The sequence below is a fragment of the Streptomyces sp. NPDC059003 genome, assembly GCF_042740445.1.
Classification (GTDB): Bacteria; Actinomycetota; Actinomycetes; order Streptomycetales; family Streptomycetaceae; genus Streptomyces.
Genome location: NZ_JBHYJH010000061.1, coordinates 20,051 through 36,073 on the forward strand (window position 1 = coordinate 20,051; position 16,023 = coordinate 36,073).

Sequence of the window (16,023 nt, forward strand, 5' to 3'; positions counted from 1 at the left end):
GGGGTTCTGGTGGGGCCGGTGGCTCTCCGGCCTCAGCCGGGGTCAGGGCAGGCGCACCATGCGGCGGCTGTCCTCGTCGTCGCCGTCGGGGCGGAATCCGTGCCGCGTGTACCAGGCGGTGAGCGCCGGGTCGGGCAGGCCCTCGGGGGCATGACGCCATACGTGGCCCGGTGCGAACGAGCTGCACGAGAGGGCGACTTGGGCGTCGGGGTTGTCATCGAGGAGGGTCTTCAGCAGCCGCGTGCCGTACCCGCGGCCACGGTGATGGGGGTGGACGCCGACCTCCATCACCCACAGCTCGTCGCCGCAGTCGATGACGTCCAGGTAGGCGACGAGCGCACTGCCGACACGCAGCAGGAGCCACGTCTCTTTGCTGCCGCTCTCGCGGTCGAGTCGGAGCGCGGGCAGGGCGGGCACGGTGGTCACGGGGCGGGGCCTTTCGTTCGGGTCTGGTCGGCCCGGTTGCTCTCCGGGCCGTGGGGCCTCGGCCGGGTGGCCGGGGCGGGGCGGGTCAGGCCGCCAGGTCAAGACGGCCTTGCTCGACGCGGACGAGGTACTGGCGGGTGGCCTTCTTTCCGACGTAGCCGGAGAGCGCCGTGCCACGCGGGGGACGGCGCAGTTCCCCGTACTCGGTGTCCAGCGCCTTGGCGCGCTCAACGATCTGCCGCATCGACAAGCCGTGCTTGAAGTCGGCGCCGACCTTCTTCTCAACGGCGACGTACTCGGCGGCCTTCTTCGGGCGCAGCCGTGCGGCGAGCACGACGTCCGCCTCGCACCCCAGGACGCAGAAGCTGCAGCTCAGTCGGCTCATGCCCCAGTCGTAGGCCTCGTGGTACGGCAGGCCCGAGCGGGCGATCTCCTTCCAGACTTCCGCGTCCGTCCAGCCGTGGATCGGCCTCCATGTCGTGACGTGCCGCCGCCCGTTGCTCGCCGGACGGTCGATCTCCACGGCGGCAAGCTTGGCGCGCGGCGCGCTCTCCGCAGCCCGCTGGCCCATGCAATTCAGAATCCTGGCGGGGCGGCCCAGGTCGCCGAGTTCGGCGACGAGCCGGGTCATCAGCTTCCGTATTGGGCCCCGCTTCAAATCCGAAGTGCACCATCTAGCTGCTGATGAAGGCCAAGCCGGGGCGACCTTCGCCGTCGCCGGGTCGCGCCCCTCCTCGCGTGCTTCCCTCTCCGCCTTCGCCTTCAGCTTGAAGAACCGGGAGATGGTGCGCGCCAGGAGATCGCCGCCCTCGGCCTGGACCACCTCGAAGCGGACCCCGAGGCGGCGCGCCTGGTCCTCGGCGAGCTGGCGTGTGCCGCTCCACTCGACGTCGCCCAAGTCTGCGTGGACGATCACAACGCGGTGCAGCAAGCCGAGCTTGGCGGCCAGACGGCAGACGTGGGAGGCCATCGACTGACTGTCCTTCCCACCGCTGGAGTTCAGGAGAATCCAGTCGGCGGAGCGCAGCAGCGCGGTCGGGACGGTTGTGGTCGGCGCTTGGGGTACGGACGGGTGGATGCGGCGGGGACGCCTCTTCCTCGGTACGGAGGCGTCGGCGAACAGGGCGAGTTGGGCGCTCACGATGTCCTCGGCGTGGAAGGTGTTGGTGTTCGGGCAGAGGCGCCGGGGCAGAGTGCCGGGGGTCAACCACGAGCGCGGCGCCTTGCCGGTCTCGGGGAGTGGGGTGTCTGCCCGGGGCTGGGGCGGGAGTTCTACGCGTCGGAGTCGGTGGGCACGGGGGTGCCGCACTGGTACTCACCGTTGACCGCGGCGCAGAGGCTGCACGCCCCTTCGTTGCAGCAGGTGGTGTAGCTGTCCTCGATTTCGTCGTCGTCGACGATGTGGCCGCAGTCCGAGCAGTGGGTGACTGCGGGGAAGACCTCGAAGTCGGGGGCGGTCAGCTCGGCAAGGGCGTAGTGGCGCGGGTCGGGGAGGAGGGCCCGGTCCCAGGTGATGATCATGCGGAGGTCGGTGCCGTAGCCGGTGACGTTGCCGTACCGGCCGTCGGAGGTGCGCAGTACGCGGCTGTACCAGGGGAGGGCGGGAGCGGTGTTCACGGTTGTCTTCCTTCTGCGGGTGAGGTCGTGGCGGGAGGGCGGCGGGGGCGGCGCCCCGGCGGGTGAGGAGCAGGGACGGGTCAGGCCGTGAGCGCGGCGTGCGCGTCCTTGTCCCAGTCGGGGAGGGGGAGGCCGAGCGCGGCGTAGCGGGTGGCGCGCGCCTTGGCCTTGCCGGGGCCGGAGAACTTGCAGCCCTTGTGACGGCGTGGCGGGGCCGGGTTCTCGCCCTTCCGGTCCCGCATGTGGCTGGGGTACGGGGCGATGTCGACGTCGCAGAGCAGGCAGTGCAGGGCCCAGCGGTGCTCACTGCCCGCGTAGCCGTCGTGGGCTCCGGCGCATCGCTTTCGGGTGCAGCCCTCGGGCTCGGCGACCGGTTCGGTACGGGGGGCGTAGGCGAGTTCGCGCATCCGGTTCCAGGCCTCGGCGAGGCTGTCCCGGTTGCGGTCGCTGCTGGGCAGGTAGGTGGACAGGTACGGCATGGTCATGGCGCTCAGGGCCTCTCGGGAGCCGGAGTGAAGGAGAAGGGGGCCGGGGCGCGGGCGGCGCCCCGGCGGGGCGGGGTCAGGCAGCCAGGTCGTGCGGGGAGACCGCGCCGTCCTGGCGCCAGTCGGTAAGGGACGCGAGGAGGCGGTTGCGCCAGGCGAGCGCGTACCGGGGGCAGTTCGAGCACGTCTTGTGCGAGCAGCCGGGCAGCGGTGCGTGGCGACGGGCGTTGAAGCTCCAGGCAAGGGAGTCGGAGCTGTAGAGCAGATGGTGGACTTCGCGCAGGCCGGTCACCTTGAAGCCGAACCCGTGCAGGCGGATGCCGAGCCCGTGCAGCGTCTCCACGATCCGGACGGCTTCCTTGGTGGACTGCCGTCGGCACACCGAGCCGAGACCGACCAGCGGCTCAAGGGTGAGGTCGACGCCCATGGCCGCGTACATGTCGACGCACCGCACGTAGTCGTCGAGCGTCCAGCCCTGCAGCACGGGCATCCACGGCAGATCGTCGTCGTGCCACAGCAGGTTCAGGTAGGAGGCGACGGTGCGGCACTGGTGGTCGTAGACCGTCTGGCCCGTCTTGGCGAGGATCTGCGGCTCGCACATCCAGTCCTGGATTGCTGCACGCTCCAGTTCGCCGATCTCGTCGGTGTAGCGGCGCACGGCGGCCGCGTACTGGGCTGGGGGCACGGTCCACTCGCCGTACAGGCTCAGCTCCGTGAATCCGCCGCTGTCGAGCATCCACGAGGTGACCGCGCGAGGGAGGGCGCGCCGCGGTGCGAGGCGGCGGTGCGATACGCACAGCGGCACGGCCATGCTGCCGCCGAACTCGGGCCGCTCCAGCCAGGACGGCTGGTGCGTGCCCAGGTACGACCAGCGGTCGGTCTCGCCGTACTGGAGGTAGGTGCGGCCGGGGTCTACGGGGCCGGGCGGCAGCGCGGGAGTGGCAACCGCGGACGCGGGCATGTCGAAGAGTGCGACAGACTGCACGAGGAGTTCTCTTTCAGTTCGGGTCTGCGTCGGTGGTTGCTCTCCACCAACACCCCAAATACTACAGCACGCGTCACGCAGGGTCTAGCTGTGCCACGGAATCAGGCCATCAGCTCCACGCCCGACGCACACTGCCCCTTCCGCCCACGGAGAGGGCGCACCCGTACGGGCCCCGAGGACCGCCCGCGCTCCGGGATCACGAGCGGGCGGATCGGCGCCCATCGCGTCCCCACCAGGCCGGTGACGGCGGTCCACTTCGCCTCGAAACCCGCGTTCGGCTTCTTCGCCGTGCGCTGCTTGTCCTCGATCCCCGCCGGAGCGGCCACCAGGTACGCGGCCGCCGACGGATAGCCATCCCCTGCGTCCAGGTAGTGCGCCCGCTTGATCACCGAGTTCCGCCCGGACCGCAGCCGCGCGCCCGCCTCGCGGCCCCACCGCATCAGTGTCAGGTCCGCCTCGTGCCGGGACCCCTCCCATACGGTACGCACCGACCGCCACGCCTGCCCCTTGGCCTGCTCCCCGCGGCAGCCGTCGCGGTACCCCTCGCACCACGGGGCGGTCTCCACCCAGCCCGAGGGCAGCTCGAACCCTGCGCGGTGTTCGCGCCGGCATGTCGCCGACCGCTTGATGTGGCACCACCATCGCGGCTCGGTACACCGCTGGCCGTGCCAGGTGCGGCAGTCCTTCGTCCGGCCGGGCAGGTACAGGCGGCGCACTTCGTACAGCGCGAACGGCGCCCGGTCCAGAGCCTTCTCGAACCTCGTCAGGACCTCGTCGTTGGCCTGGTCCTCGGCAAGCTGCTGGTACAGCGACCGCTCGCCGTACAGCGCGACCTTCTCGTTGAGGGCCTGCGAGGCGTACTCCATCATCAGCACCGCCGCGCCGGTTTGCGGGTGCTCTCTCAGCCGCTCCTCGTGCCGGTCCCGAGAGGCACACACGCCGCTGAACGGGCACTGTGCGCAGTATGACTTCTTGATCTTCTCGCCGAGCCGGGCGTACACGTACGCCTCGACGGCTGCCCGATCCATGCCGTCCGCCTCGATCAGCGGGTAGTACGGCTCGCACACGATGCGGCCCGCCTCGGCGTTGATCCGATCCTGGATCTCGGTGTCCTTCTCCGCGCGGGAACGCTCGCCTGCGTGGTAGCCAATAACGCGGCGGAAGGCCGCGGTGCCGAACTCGTGCGCCGCCCAAGCATCAAGGCACCATCCTTTGAACCGAATTGAGCAGGTCCTACGCCCGGAAGCCATCTGCGGCACGGTCCCGGCGGCGCGCAGCTCGTCGGACAGCCGCCACGGCCCTGCCTCCCAGATACGTGACGGTGTCCGGGTGTCGGCGAGGATGACGACACCGTCGGCGTCGCGCCGCCCACCACGGGCGATCTGCACCGTGCGCACCTTGCGGGCCGCCAGGAGCGGCAGGACCAGCCGGTCGACGTACGACAAAGAGTCCTTCCACTCGTCACCGGTCACGGAGTGCACGACTATCAAGTCCGATAGGTCGCGCTCGAGTCCGTACGCCTGGGGGTCGGCGAGGAACTTCAGCAGGATGGCCGTACTGTCTGCGCCGAGTCCGTACGACAGGACCGTGGGCCGCTTCCTGGCCGCGGGGGCGGGTACTGACGCGGGCGGGTCGGGCAGGGTGAACAGGACGGGTTGGGCCGCGGCAACCACGATCGAGGGGCCTTTCGGTTCGGGTCTGCGGCGGGTTGCTCTCCCGCCGGAAGGGGGCCGGGGCACAGCCGAGTGCTGCGCCCCGGCGGGTGAGTCAGCTCGAAACGTCCAGAGAGGCGTACGCGCGCAGCCATGAGGCGATGAACGCAGCGCACTCGGCGGACTCCTGAGCGATCCCTTCGGAGAGGTCTGCGACGTACACCTCGTCGACGTACTCGCCGCCCTCGTCGTACAAGTGGACCGACCACGGCTCGTCGTGCTCAGCCAAGGGCCGCTCGGCGTCTTCCCCGGATGCGATGAGCAGGCGGGCGCTGGTCCAGACGTCGTGCTCCGTGCTGCCGTTGAGAGGCACTATGACGAAGGAGGCACCTCCTTCTCCACCTTGGTGTGAGAACAGTCCGTACGCGGCCAGGGCCGAGCGCAGTACGTCGCCCTCGGTCGGTGTGGGCCCGGCGATGGGGTGAAGGTCGATAGCCCTGTCCGGGGCGGTGAAAGTGAAGGCGCCGTGCGCGCCGGGCTCCACCTGAGCTCCCCTGGTGCGCTCCCACGCCTTCAGGAGGTCTTCCGCCCGCTCAGCGCTCAGGAGCACGGGCCCGCCCGCCTCCCACGTCCCGTCGCGGAGCTGCCGCGAGCTGACTGCCGTGTACGCGGGGGCCGCGGGGGACCCAGACGCCGTGCCGCAGGTGAGCTGTGCGGCATGGGCAACGACCTGGCGCGCGGCAAAGAGCGCTTCGGCCTCTTGGAGCCTTTCGCGCCACATGCTCAGCCGCTCGCGGGTCGTGCTGGTCCTCTTGGCGCTGATGTGCCGGGGGTAGAGGTGGGCCTCATTCTCGTAGTTGATGAGCCGGGCGGCGTCCTGGGTGAGGCGGCCCTGGAGGTGGCGGACAGCGCGTTGAGCGTGGCCCAGGGCGAGTTCGGCTTCCTTGACGTGCAGGGCCTGGCCGCAGTTGGCGGACGGAGTCATGGTGATCCCTTCGGGTGGGGTCGGGCGGGTTGCCGGGGCGCGGCCATGAGCGGCGCCCCGGCGGAGGGTCACGAGATCGGGTCAGTGACCATGTCGGCGATGAGTTGGGCGACGGCGGCCGAGTCGGCGGCGCAGTCAACGGGGCCACCGTCGCCGCTGATGAACAGCGGGTCGCCGATGGGCTCTCCGTTCTCGTCGTGGAGGAAGAGGGTCCAGCCGGTGTGTGCGGCCGGGACATGGTCAACGGACGGGTTGCGGTCGGCAATGGAAAGGTGCGGGCGGTTGCGGGCGTCGGCCGCAGGGGTGGTTTGGTCAACGGGGATCGCGTAGCTCATGCCGACGTCGTCGCTGTGCGCGGTGATGCCCCACTCGGCGAGGGCGGCTAGCAGGACGTTCCCGGCGGTCGGCCGGGGCACGGTGAGCCACTCGGCTACGGCACGTGCGCACTGGTTCACGTCGTTGCCGGGCATCTCGTATACGTCGGCGATCGCCATGAAGTCCGCCGTGCCGTCCGGTTCCCACGCCACTGCGTAGTAGCCGCTCCCGTTCCAGCGACGGGTCACCACGACGTGTTCGCCGGACTTCGCTCGGTCCTGCGGGACGTCGGCGCGGTGCGCGACGAGCAGTTCCTCCTCCTCGTCGAAGTAGGCGGGGACGTCGGCGGCGGCGAGCGCCTTGAGGACGGTGGCAGTGAACATGGACGGGCTTTCCCTTCGGGTCTGTCGGCGGTTGCTCTCCGCCGGGGTGGGGAGGGGTCGCGCCGCCAGTGGGCTGCGGCGCGACCTGCAGGGTTGCGTCAGGCGGTGCGGTGCGCCTGGGGGAAGCCGGTGATCAGGCGGCGGCCGAGTTCGGTCGTGTACGGGGCGTGCAGCGGGCCGTGGACTCCGTCGTCGCCGTCGGTGGGGTGCACGGCCCCGTCGGCGTCGCGGTATTCGACCAGGCCGTCACGGTGCAGCGTGTTTGCCGTGGGCCACGGGGTGTTCTGCGGCTGGCGCCCGTCCGGTCCGGCGCCGCGAAGCGCGGTGGCCCCGGCGTCGGTGAGCAGCGCGCGGCGGCCGCGGCTGTTGATGACGAGGAACGTCGGGCCGTCGTATCCGGCCCACTGAGCGCCTGCGGCGGCGCGTCCGGTGTTGGTCACTTCGGTCACCCAGCGGGCGAGGTAGATGGCATCCAGGACGCGGGTGTGGGTGCCGCTGGGGACGCGGCCCTTGTCGTCGGCGAGTGCGGCGAGCAGCGCACGGCGGTGTGCGGGGGTGGGGGTCTTGCGAGTGGTCAAGGTCATGACGGGCTTCTTTCGGTTCGGGTCTTGTTGGCGGTTGCTCTCCACCAACACCTCAAATACTACAGCAGACGTCATTGCGACGCTAGCGGCCCCTGAAATCCAGCGTGGTTCGGCCCGGATGTGCTGTGCGCTGTGCTGCTGGACTAGTTGGTCATCATGTTGGTCAGGTGCGGGCCCACGTATCCGACGACCAGGCGGCCAGCACTGCCGTTCCGTGCGCTCTTGGTCTCGTCCAGGAAGTACACGCGCGGCGCGATCCGGCCGCGTGCGGCGAGCTTCAAGTGCGCCTGCATCTCCATGCGCTCCCCGCCGGGCACCGGGAACAGCCGCTCGTGCCCGTACTTCTCCATCGTCGGCCCGCTCTCCACCATCGAGACCTGCCTCACTGGGTACGGCTTGGCGCCCGCGGGCGGGGTCGTGCAGAACTGGTAGAAGCTGCCCTGGAATCCGTTGCGTGCTGCCGCCGCGTACGAGTCGAGGGAGATCAGGCCTGTCCACCCCTTTGCCGCCCACGTGCGGGACATGGGGTGTTCGTCGAGGCGGAGCGCGATCCGCGGGTCAGCGGTGACCGTCAGGTTCTCCAGTTCCCCCAGGCGCCCCCACAGCTCCTCAAAGGAAGCGGGGATGCCCGGCAGGCTCTCGGCGGCTTCGGCGACCTCTTCGGAGCGGCCCTGGCGCAGTAGCAGGAGCCGGAGTCTGTCGGCCTCGGCCCGTGCCTGCTGAAGAGCGTCCAGCGTCGTCAGGTGATCTTCGACTTCACCATCCCGCTCGGCGATGACGGTCTGGAGCTGTTCCTGTGTCGAAGCGTGTGCCCGCTCGCCTAGGTCGGCTTCGCGCCCGAGCGCGGACAGTTCCTTGTCGGCTTGCTCCAGGAGTCCGTTCAGCAGGCTCACCTCGGCGCGCAGCTCCTCGTCGTACTCGCTCGACCGCGGTACGGGACTGGCCGTGAGCAGCCGCGCCTTGCCCATCGATGCACGGCGCTCCTGACGGTGCTGCTCGGCGGCACGGTCCGGGAACGCCACGGCGGAGAGCTGCCGGGGCAGGGGCCGCTCCAGGGCGAGCGCGTGCACGCGGCGGGCGATGCCGTGCCACGCCTGGTCACTCGGATCACTCCACCGCGTAGGCCCGAGGAGACGGTGCCGGGAAGCGTCCGGCGCCCAGCCCGGGTCGACGCGGGGAAGGAAGGTGCGCACCACGCCTGGGCCGACACGGTGGTCGTGGCCGATCGCCTCTCGGAACGCGTCGACTGCGGCCAGGTCCCACAGCAGGTAGGAGGACGCGTCTCCGGCGAGCTGTCGCATCGTGCCGGCCACGCGGTCCGACCACAGGGGATCGGGCTGCATGGGCCGCGCTGCAACGACAGTGGGCATCGTCCGTTCGGGGTCGCACAGCACGCCGACGAGCGCGCTCACGCGATCGGGGGTGACGCGCAGCGCGTTGACGCTCAACCTCGACTTGCCGTCGTGCGGCTCCAGCTCCGCCACTAGGGCGCGTATCAGCTTGGGCTTGCTGGGTCGCGGGACGTGCCCGCCGTTGGGGAAGCATTCCAGGTCGACGCCGACCGTCCCCCCGTCGCCCGTGGTGGAACGGACGGCCGTGACCGTGGTGCGCCACGTCGCCTCGGCCCGGTCCTCGCGGAGCTGCATGCGGATGGCGTACTCGGCGCCCCCATCGTCGTATGCGGCATGCGACAGCAGCAGAGACGATGGGTCGAGCTGGTGATGGCCGGTGCCGAGGTGCACGGCGGTGCGGGGGAACTTCTTCTCCAGCCATCCTCCGGACACCCTGCGGACGGTGTCGAGCAGCAGCTCCGCATCCGGGACGGCGAATACGGAGCGATGGGCGAGAGTGCTGGCAGGTGTACTCACGGGAACCTCAGCGTGGACGGGGTCTGGCCTGTGACCGGACCGGCAGGTTGGACCCCGTGCGCCGCCAGCGAGCGGTCGCTGACAGCGCACGGGGAGATCTTGAAGCTGGCCGACACCCGCCACCGGTCGGGGATGGGCGCGGTGTAGAGCGGGTTTCGGGGACAGGGCCGCCGGGGCCGGTCACGAACCGAAGTGGCTGCGCCCGTCGGGATGCAGGTGGATGCCGTGCACGTGGAGGTGCTTGGTGGCCTCGTAGTCGTTCCAGGTGCGCGCGGCCGAGTCCCAGCCAGAGGTGCCGACGATCCCGCCGTAGAAGTAACCGGTGCCGAACCGCTCGTACTGATCAAGGCCATGCATGGCGGGGTACTCGGCACGAACCGCCTCGAACATCACGCGGATCGCGCGCGTCTCGTAGGTGTCCGAGGCGAAGCGACGGGACTCAAAGTGGCAGTAGCCGTAGTCCCTCACGTCCATGCGGGAAGAGGCGGCAAGCCGCTCGGCGATGGCATCGGGCAGCACGATGACGGGCCGGTCCCACTGGTCGAGCGTGATGGTCACTTGAGCCGGAGCCAGGCCAACCGTGGTCGTCGAATCGGTCATCAGAACGGGTCCTCCAGGGTTGAGCAGACGGAATTTCGAGCGTTTTGAGCGGCCTCTACGCGCGCGCACGCGTAAGAGCGCGCTATTTCACGAAGTTGAGGCTGGTGTGACGGGTGTGGGCGGCGGCACTGGGTTGTCCGTGCGCAGGGTGGGGCGCACCGCCCGCCGTGACGGGCGGGCGGTGCGGGCCGGTCAGGCGGTGATGGGCTCGCCGTTCTCGCGCATGACATCGATGAGTGCGGTGCGCCGGATGGTGGACTGGTGCTTGATCCGGTGCCGGGTGGCGCGCTCCGTGGGGCTGAGTGTGGTTGCCCAGCGGCGGCAGTCGCGGTAGACGGCACGCGCGGTTTCCTCGCTGACGTGGTAGCGCGCGGCGTAGTCCTCGATGGCCATTTCGCGAGCGTGCTGAGCGGCGGCCTGGGTGATGGCGTCGTATCGGTCGATGGCGGTCACGGCGACCACGTCAAGGCACGCACCCCAGTAGGCATCCATGTAGAGGGTGTGGCGCTCCTCTCCGGTGGCGGGGGTGAGGAGGAGGCCGTACACGGTCCCGTCCTGCATGAGGACGGTGATGGCGCGGGGGGTCTTGTTGAGGGTGACGGGCATGGCGGTCTCTTTCGGTTTGGGTCTTCGCCCGGTTGCTCTCCGGGCTGTGTGGCGGTTGCTCTCCGCCAACACATTGAATACTACAGCACGCGTCACCTTATTGTGAAGCCGCGCCTGAAGTTCGCCGTTCCACCTGGCATTTCTTGAGTCGCTAGGCGACAGAGAGAACGTTCACTGTACTTTTCTGCTTGAGCTGTGTAGCGTTCCGATCGCACCACCGACCCGGAGAGCAACCGGGCCAACAGACCCGCGCCGAAAGGGCGTTCGCCCCGCGCAGCCCCGACGGGCGCGCCCAGGTGCGCGACCTCGAAGAGCAGCCCGGCAAGAGCATTTCGCGGCCGCGTTGCCCGCTCTCGACGCCGAGCGGCGTGAGCACCACTGACCACCTGCCGCCGGGATGCCGCCGCACCGGAGCGCCCCGGCCTCCTGGAGAGGACTTCCATGCCCGCGTTCTTCGACCTCGACCCGATCGTGCGGCCCGTGCGGTTGAGCGCCCGCCCGGTCGACAGCCACCCGTACGACTTCGACCCGGCCGCCGTGCGCATCGTGCGCGCCGACCGCGTACAGCACGGGGACGTCGTGCTCGGCGAGGTCTACGACCACGACCCCGACCGCGTCGCGGAGGTCAGCTACCTGCCCTACGGCTGCATGCCGTACGCCGCGCGGCCGCGCCCCGTCGACCCGGCATGCCCGTGCGAGCTGTGCCGCCAGCATCGCGCGGACCCGTTTACGTACCTCACCTCGCCCATAGCCCTCACCGTCTGGCCGCGCGAGGGGCTGGACCCGGTGTGCCAGCTCAACAACACCGACGAACTCCTTCTCGTCATCCCCGCCCGCCAGCTCCCCGCCTGATCGGAAGGCCCTGCCATGCGCACCCTGACTCTTGCCGACAGCCCCGAACTCCTCTCCCTCACCGACCGGCCGACCGACGATGACGGCTTTGGGCCGCTGCCGTACGGACTCACCCTCGACCAGGCCGTTGCCGTGCGCGCCCACGAGGTCAAGTCCGGTGATCTCGTGGTCGCCCAGTTCTCCGACGGAACCGGCGTCCGTCCGACCGAGCATGTTCCCGAGCCGTTTCCCGCCGATCCGCACACCGTGAGCGCCTGCCCGTGCGAGGGGTGCGAGGAGTGTGACGACATGGACGCCTGGACGCTCCAGGAACACAGTCGCGTTGCGGATGTCGACTGGCGCTTCCTGTGCCTGACTCCCGCCGAGGGCCGCGAGCCATGTGTCATCGTCCTGCGTAACCGGCCGGTGGCCGTGATCCCCGCCGACGTCGTGGCGCGCGCGGAGGAGGCTGCGGGGACGCGTGTGCGTACGTACGGCGTGATGTGGTCCGCCGACTTCGAGGCGTCCAGCCCGGAGGAGGCTGCGCGTCTCGCCTACGAACAGCTCAAGAGCTACGCCACGGACGCGTGGCCGCCGGAGCTGGAGGTGACGGACGAGGACAACCAGACGACTGTGATCGACCTGCGCGACGCGAAGAGGGCGGAGGCGGACCGGTGAGGAGACGGGACTGGAAGGAGATGGGGCGCGCCGACTTCGACGAGTCGGCACCCCTCGCCCTCGCCGACGAGGGCACCGCGCGGGCTGGGGCCCGTGTGCCGGCCACCCCGGACGCGTACGGCACGGCCGCCCTGTTCGGTGACGAGACGCCCGTCCGTCGGGCTGCGCCACGCCGTCGGGCGGGGCGCATGGAGCCGCAGAGTGACGCGCTCTTCTGATCTCTCCAGACTTCAGCGCACGTCACACAGTGCCGAGCGAGGCGCCTTCACGGGGCGCATCGAGCCCTATTTCATGGGCACGTCTGGGTAAATCTCGGGAAGCGGGAGCCCAGAACTAGACCCATCGTGACGTGTGCTGTAGTATTTCCGGTGTTGGCGGAGAGCAACCGCCGACAAGACCCGAACCGAAAGAGGACTCCCATGGCTTCCGCCAACTTCCGCCGCGCCGCCGCCCTTCTCCGCAACCGTGCCCGCGACAACCGCGCCGCGCATCACGCCGCCGATGCCGTCGCCACCGGCAACGCCTCCGTGGCCTCCCACCTGATCGCCGGTGGCCTCGACCCCGCCACCGCCCGCCGCTTCTCCGGGGCCGTCACCAGGAAGGCCAAGGACCTCGGCCTCACCCCCGACTCGACTGCCACCAAGAGCCTCAAGCTCAAGGGCCGCGTCCGTAAGACCGTCGACGTCGCCCTGTGGACCCGCGCCCAGATGGCCACGGCCCTCGCCGTCTACCGGCCCAGGGACAAGAAGGCCGCCGCTCGCTTCGACCGGCTCGCCATCGCCGCCTGACGGACGCAACCCCCTACCGGGGCGCAGCCTCCCCGCTGCGCCCCCCTTCATCCCCGGAGACCGTCACCGTGAACAACACCCTCCCTCCCGCTCCCGAGCCCATCCCCGGCGCTGCTGAGACCGCGATCGACCTCACCGGCCTCACCGCGTACGCGGTCGGCATTGTCCGCCTCGCCGAAGCCAAGGGGCTGCGTCCGGCCTGGGGGCGGCCGCGCGGGAACTCCCGCCGCATCGTGCTCAACGCCATCGGCCCGCACGGCGCATTCGGCTCCATCACCATCGGCCGGACCAGCGGCAAGGTGCTCCGCGCCGAAGTGATCCACGGCAACGACGCACGGGGGGCCTGCCGCGCTGAGGGCACCAAAGCCGTCCGCGTCCTGCTCAACGGCATTCCCCGCTCCGCTTGCTCGACCGGCTGCGCCGCCCCTTCCTCGGCCGCCTGCCGCGCCTGAACCACCCCTCAGGGCGCACCGCACGGTGCGCCCCCTCCCGGCCGGAGAGCAACCGGCCCAGACCCGAACGGAACCCCAGTGACCTCCACCGCCCCTCGCGCCACGCTCACCCCCATCGAGGCCGCCGCGCTGCGCGCCCGCATCACTGCCCAGGTCGCCCGCGACCGGTTCGCCCCGCCCGCCACCATCACCGCGCTCCGCTACATCGCCTCCCACCTGGACCGTGCAGCCGAAGCATTTGAGAGGGAGGCGCCCCGGGGCGCGGCGCAGGCCCTGAGCGACGCCCGCGAGATCGCCCAACTCCAGCCCGACACGCGGTTCCCCGCGAACTTCACGGACTACATCGAGGCCCCGCTCACAGGCGTCGCCCTGCCGATGCTCGCCCCCCTCAACCCGGTGAGCCTCCCGCTCGCCGAGCAGGAAGCCCACCTCCGGGACCGCCTCGCCCAGATCCACGAACAGCTCTCCCAGGCCACGAGCGAGCCCGCCACGGACGCGTGGCTCCCCAGCGCCCTGAGCCTCCAGCGCGACCTGATGAAGCTCGCCGGAGCGGTGCGTGTCGACAACGCCCGGCCCTGCAACCAGCGGTCCGCCGCCGAGCGGGACCCGAACGTGTACGACACCGAGTCGTCCGCGTCCCGGCAGCACTACATCGACACCGGCCGCTACCTCACCTGGGACGAGACGGCCGAGCAGCACGTCCGATGCCCGAAGTGTCGCAGCTCCAGCGTCCGCTTCGCGGTCCGCCAGTGGGCCACCTGCCAGTGCGGGCACGGCGACCTCTGGAGCGCGTTCATGTCCTGCGACTGCTCCGGCTACGACTGCCCCGCCATCCAGCGCCCCGCCCAGCACTGAAGCCCCGCCCCGGGGGCGCACCGCCGTGGTGCGCCCCGCCCACTCCCGGCCGGAGAGCAACCGGCCCAGACCCGAACGGAACCCCAGTGACCCGCCTCACCTACCCCCGCACCCCGGACACCATCGCCACCAAGGCCCGCATGGCTCTCGGCGCCTACGTCGCGGCCCCCGTCCGCGAAGCCGAGGACGCCCTGCACGGCAGCCTCCAGGACATGTGGGGGTACGCCTACTTCGCCACCGAGAACGCCGACGGCCCAGAGTGGGCCCGCCTCGGCAAGGAACTCGGCACCTGCATGCAGGAGTTGACCACCGCCGCGCAGGTGCCGGGCGACGGGCCGCGCCACGTCACCGAGTCCACGGCCATGCTCATCACCGGATTCGAGCGCGCGGCAAGGCTCCCGCTGGCCCCGCTCCCGTACGACGGGCACGGCCGCTACGCCCCGGCGCCCGGCACCGAGTATCCGTTCGCTGTCTCCGACATCGGCCGCGCCGCCGTGCAGATCCTCGGGCCCACCTGGCACGCCGAGTCCCTGCCGTGGGGTGTCGGCGCCTACATCGAAGAAGAGGGCGAGGCCTTCGGATACAAGCTCGGCGTGGACGAGGACGGCGACCTGTACGTCGCCGACGACGCGCGCGGCGGGAACCACACGGATCTGGACTACACCTGCTCCGCCGACGGACTCGACGCTCTCGCGCAGCGTGTCGCCGACCTGCTGCTGAGCCTCCACACCACCACCGACTGACCCGACCCCGCGCGCCCGCGCCCCGGCCGCCCGGCCGGGGCATCCCGGGCCCGGAGAGCAACCGGGCCCCGCCACCCCCGAACCGAGAGGTAGTCCCGTGCCCATCGACCTCACCAAGACCGAACGTCGCTTCACCATCGCCTATACCGACCGGGAGACCGCCGGTTTCGAGATCCGCGCCGTCCTGTCCGCCGTCGTCCGTATCGGAGACAGCTCGAACGAGCCGTGGGTGGAACTGCGTGACTCCGGCCTCGACTGGTTCTACGTAGCCGCTGTGAGCGCGGGTGATGCCCTGCTCCAGGGCCGGGCCGCGTTGGCCGCCGACATCGCTGAGGACTGGGCCCTACAGGGCATTGACGGGCTCGCTGAGGACCAGCCGGACACCTACTTCTCCCGCGTCCTGGTCACCGTCGCGTTGGCCTAGCCCGTCACGCCCCGCACCTGCGCCCCAACCGGGTGGTGCGTCCCGCCCCGTGCCCACCGGCCCGACCGGTGCAGGCGCTGAGGGCGCACCGCCCCCTCCGGGCCCGGAGAGCAACCGGGCCCTCAGACCCGAACCACAAAAAGGGAAGCCCCGCCATGACCATCGAGTCCTTCGACGACAGCCGCATCCAGATCATCGACTTCGACCCCCGCACTCTGACTCCCGGTGACCGCGCGGCCGTGACCGAGAGCGGCCTGGTGAAGTTGTACTCCCGCTCCCAGGTCCGCACCGCCGTCGCCGACGGCATCACCCTGGCCGCCGACGAGGCGCACATCTCCAGCTACGCAGACCGCTTCGCGTGGGCGGCGACCGCCGCCATGACGCTGCTCGACCAGCCGTCCGCCCCGTGGGCTGAGGTGAAGAACCGCTACTACTCCGCGACCGGTGACGTTGAGGCCGTCGACGACGAGGAACCGCAGTACACCCGTGAGCAGGTCTCCCAGGCCGTGGACAACGGCATCGACCTAGCCGCCGCCAAGGAACGGGCCACCGTCGCCGACGACCTGGACAACCTGATCGTGAACGCCGTGCTCACGCTCCTGGACGACCCGGACGCCGACTTCTACACGGTCGTCGACGAGAACTACGGCGAGAGCCCGCGCGTCATCCGTTCCTGGCTCTAGCCGCCCCGGCGGGGCGCACCGCACGGTGCGCCCCGCCCCTTCCGCCCGGAGAGCAACCGGGCC

General features: G+C 70.5%; 21 protein-coding genes. 9 read left to right on the plus strand and 12 right to left on the minus strand.

Annotated elements, in window-relative coordinates; translation table 11 throughout:
• Positions 1-42 precede the first annotated feature (42 nt).
• From ACFWZ5_RS21835 to ACFWZ5_RS21890, 12 genes are all read right to left on the minus strand, one after another.
• Positions 43-426, minus strand: a complete 384-nt coding sequence (locus ACFWZ5_RS21835) for a GNAT family N-acetyltransferase (RefSeq protein ID WP_384891110.1) — start codon at positions 424-426, stop codon at positions 43-45.
• 85 nt (positions 427-511) lie between these two features.
• Positions 512-1,633, minus strand: coding sequence for a phosphoadenosine phosphosulfate reductase family protein (locus tag ACFWZ5_RS21840; protein WP_384891113.1), 1,122 nt, complete (start codon positions 1,631-1,633; stop codon positions 512-514).
• A 65-nt stretch (positions 1,634-1,698) separates the two neighbouring features.
• A complete protein-coding gene (locus tag ACFWZ5_RS21845; protein WP_384891115.1) occupies positions 1,699-2,043 on the minus strand; it encodes a hypothetical protein in 345 nt (114 codons plus the stop codon).
• 80 nt (positions 2,044-2,123) lie between these two features.
• A complete protein-coding gene (locus ACFWZ5_RS21850) occupies positions 2,124-2,528 on the minus strand; it encodes a hypothetical protein (protein ID WP_384891118.1) in 405 nt (134 codons plus the stop codon).
• A gap of 76 nt (positions 2,529-2,604) precedes the next feature.
• On the minus strand, positions 2,605-3,513 hold the full coding sequence (locus tag ACFWZ5_RS21855) for a hypothetical protein (RefSeq protein ID WP_384891121.1): 909 nt from the start codon (positions 3,511-3,513) through the stop codon (positions 2,605-2,607).
• Between the two features lie 101 nt (positions 3,514-3,614).
• Positions 3,615-5,186: a hypothetical protein gene (locus tag ACFWZ5_RS21860; protein WP_384891124.1), complete on the minus strand. Its 1,572-nt coding sequence runs from the start codon at positions 5,184-5,186 to the stop codon at positions 3,615-3,617.
• A gap of 94 nt (positions 5,187-5,280) precedes the next feature.
• Positions 5,281-6,150 (minus strand): hypothetical protein, encoded by an 870-nt coding sequence (locus ACFWZ5_RS21865; protein ID WP_384891127.1) that lies wholly within the window; start codon positions 6,148-6,150, stop codon positions 5,281-5,283.
• Between the two features lie 68 nt (positions 6,151-6,218).
• Positions 6,219-6,848 carry a hypothetical protein gene (locus ACFWZ5_RS21870; RefSeq protein ID WP_384891130.1) on the minus strand — a complete coding sequence of 210 codons (630 nt, stop codon included), beginning with the start codon at positions 6,846-6,848 and terminating at the stop codon, positions 6,219-6,221.
• 98 nt (positions 6,849-6,946) lie between these two features.
• Complete coding sequence (locus ACFWZ5_RS21875; protein WP_384891133.1) at positions 6,947-7,432, minus strand: hypothetical protein; 486 nt, start codon at positions 7,430-7,432, stop codon at positions 6,947-6,949.
• 143 nt (positions 7,433-7,575) lie between these two features.
• Positions 7,576-9,300 (minus strand): hypothetical protein, encoded by a 1,725-nt coding sequence (locus ACFWZ5_RS21880; RefSeq protein ID WP_384891136.1) that lies wholly within the window; start codon positions 9,298-9,300, stop codon positions 7,576-7,578.
• A gap of 180 nt (positions 9,301-9,480) precedes the next feature.
• Positions 9,481-9,900, minus strand: coding sequence for a hypothetical protein (locus tag ACFWZ5_RS21885; protein ID WP_384891139.1), 420 nt, complete (start codon positions 9,898-9,900; stop codon positions 9,481-9,483).
• A gap of 192 nt (positions 9,901-10,092) precedes the next feature.
• A complete protein-coding gene (locus tag ACFWZ5_RS21890; RefSeq protein ID WP_384891142.1) occupies positions 10,093-10,506 on the minus strand; it encodes a hypothetical protein in 414 nt (137 codons plus the stop codon).
• 441 nt (positions 10,507-10,947) lie between these two features.
• Here ACFWZ5_RS21890 and ACFWZ5_RS21895 point away from each other — a divergent pair, with 441 nt between their 5' ends.
• The 9 genes from ACFWZ5_RS21895 to ACFWZ5_RS21935 all read left to right on the plus strand — a co-directional run bounded on the left by ACFWZ5_RS21895 (position 10,948) and on the right by ACFWZ5_RS21935 (position 15,960).
• Positions 10,948-11,358, plus strand: coding sequence for a hypothetical protein (locus ACFWZ5_RS21895; protein WP_384891145.1), 411 nt, complete (start codon positions 10,948-10,950; stop codon positions 11,356-11,358).
• Positions 11,359-11,373: 15 nt separating this feature from the next.
• Positions 11,374-12,015, plus strand: coding sequence for a hypothetical protein (locus ACFWZ5_RS21900; protein ID WP_384891147.1), 642 nt, complete (start codon positions 11,374-11,376; stop codon positions 12,013-12,015).
• Complete coding sequence (locus ACFWZ5_RS21905; protein WP_384891150.1) at positions 12,012-12,233, plus strand: hypothetical protein; 222 nt, start codon at positions 12,012-12,014, stop codon at positions 12,231-12,233. The genes ACFWZ5_RS21900 and ACFWZ5_RS21905 overlap by 4 nt, the downstream gene beginning before the upstream one ends.
• Before the next feature lie 201 nt (positions 12,234-12,434).
• Positions 12,435-12,803 (plus strand): hypothetical protein, encoded by a 369-nt coding sequence (locus ACFWZ5_RS21910; RefSeq protein WP_384891152.1) that lies wholly within the window; start codon positions 12,435-12,437, stop codon positions 12,801-12,803.
• A gap of 68 nt (positions 12,804-12,871) precedes the next feature.
• Positions 12,872-13,255 carry a hypothetical protein gene (locus tag ACFWZ5_RS21915; RefSeq protein WP_384891155.1) on the plus strand — a complete coding sequence of 128 codons (384 nt, stop codon included), beginning with the start codon at positions 12,872-12,874 and terminating at the stop codon, positions 13,253-13,255.
• 78 nt (positions 13,256-13,333) lie between these two features.
• A complete protein-coding gene (locus ACFWZ5_RS21920) occupies positions 13,334-14,110 on the plus strand; it encodes a hypothetical protein (protein WP_384891158.1) in 777 nt (258 codons plus the stop codon).
• An 86-nt stretch (positions 14,111-14,196) separates the two neighbouring features.
• Positions 14,197-14,853: a hypothetical protein gene (locus tag ACFWZ5_RS21925; protein WP_384891161.1), complete on the plus strand. Its 657-nt coding sequence runs from the start codon at positions 14,197-14,199 to the stop codon at positions 14,851-14,853.
• Positions 14,854-14,950: 97 nt separating this feature from the next.
• Positions 14,951-15,277 (plus strand): hypothetical protein, encoded by a 327-nt coding sequence (locus ACFWZ5_RS21930; protein ID WP_384891164.1) that lies wholly within the window; start codon positions 14,951-14,953, stop codon positions 15,275-15,277.
• A gap of 155 nt (positions 15,278-15,432) precedes the next feature.
• Entirely contained in the window at positions 15,433-15,960 is a 528-nt protein-coding gene (locus ACFWZ5_RS21935) for a hypothetical protein (RefSeq protein ID WP_384891167.1), read from the plus strand.
• Positions 15,961-16,023 lie beyond the last annotated feature (63 nt).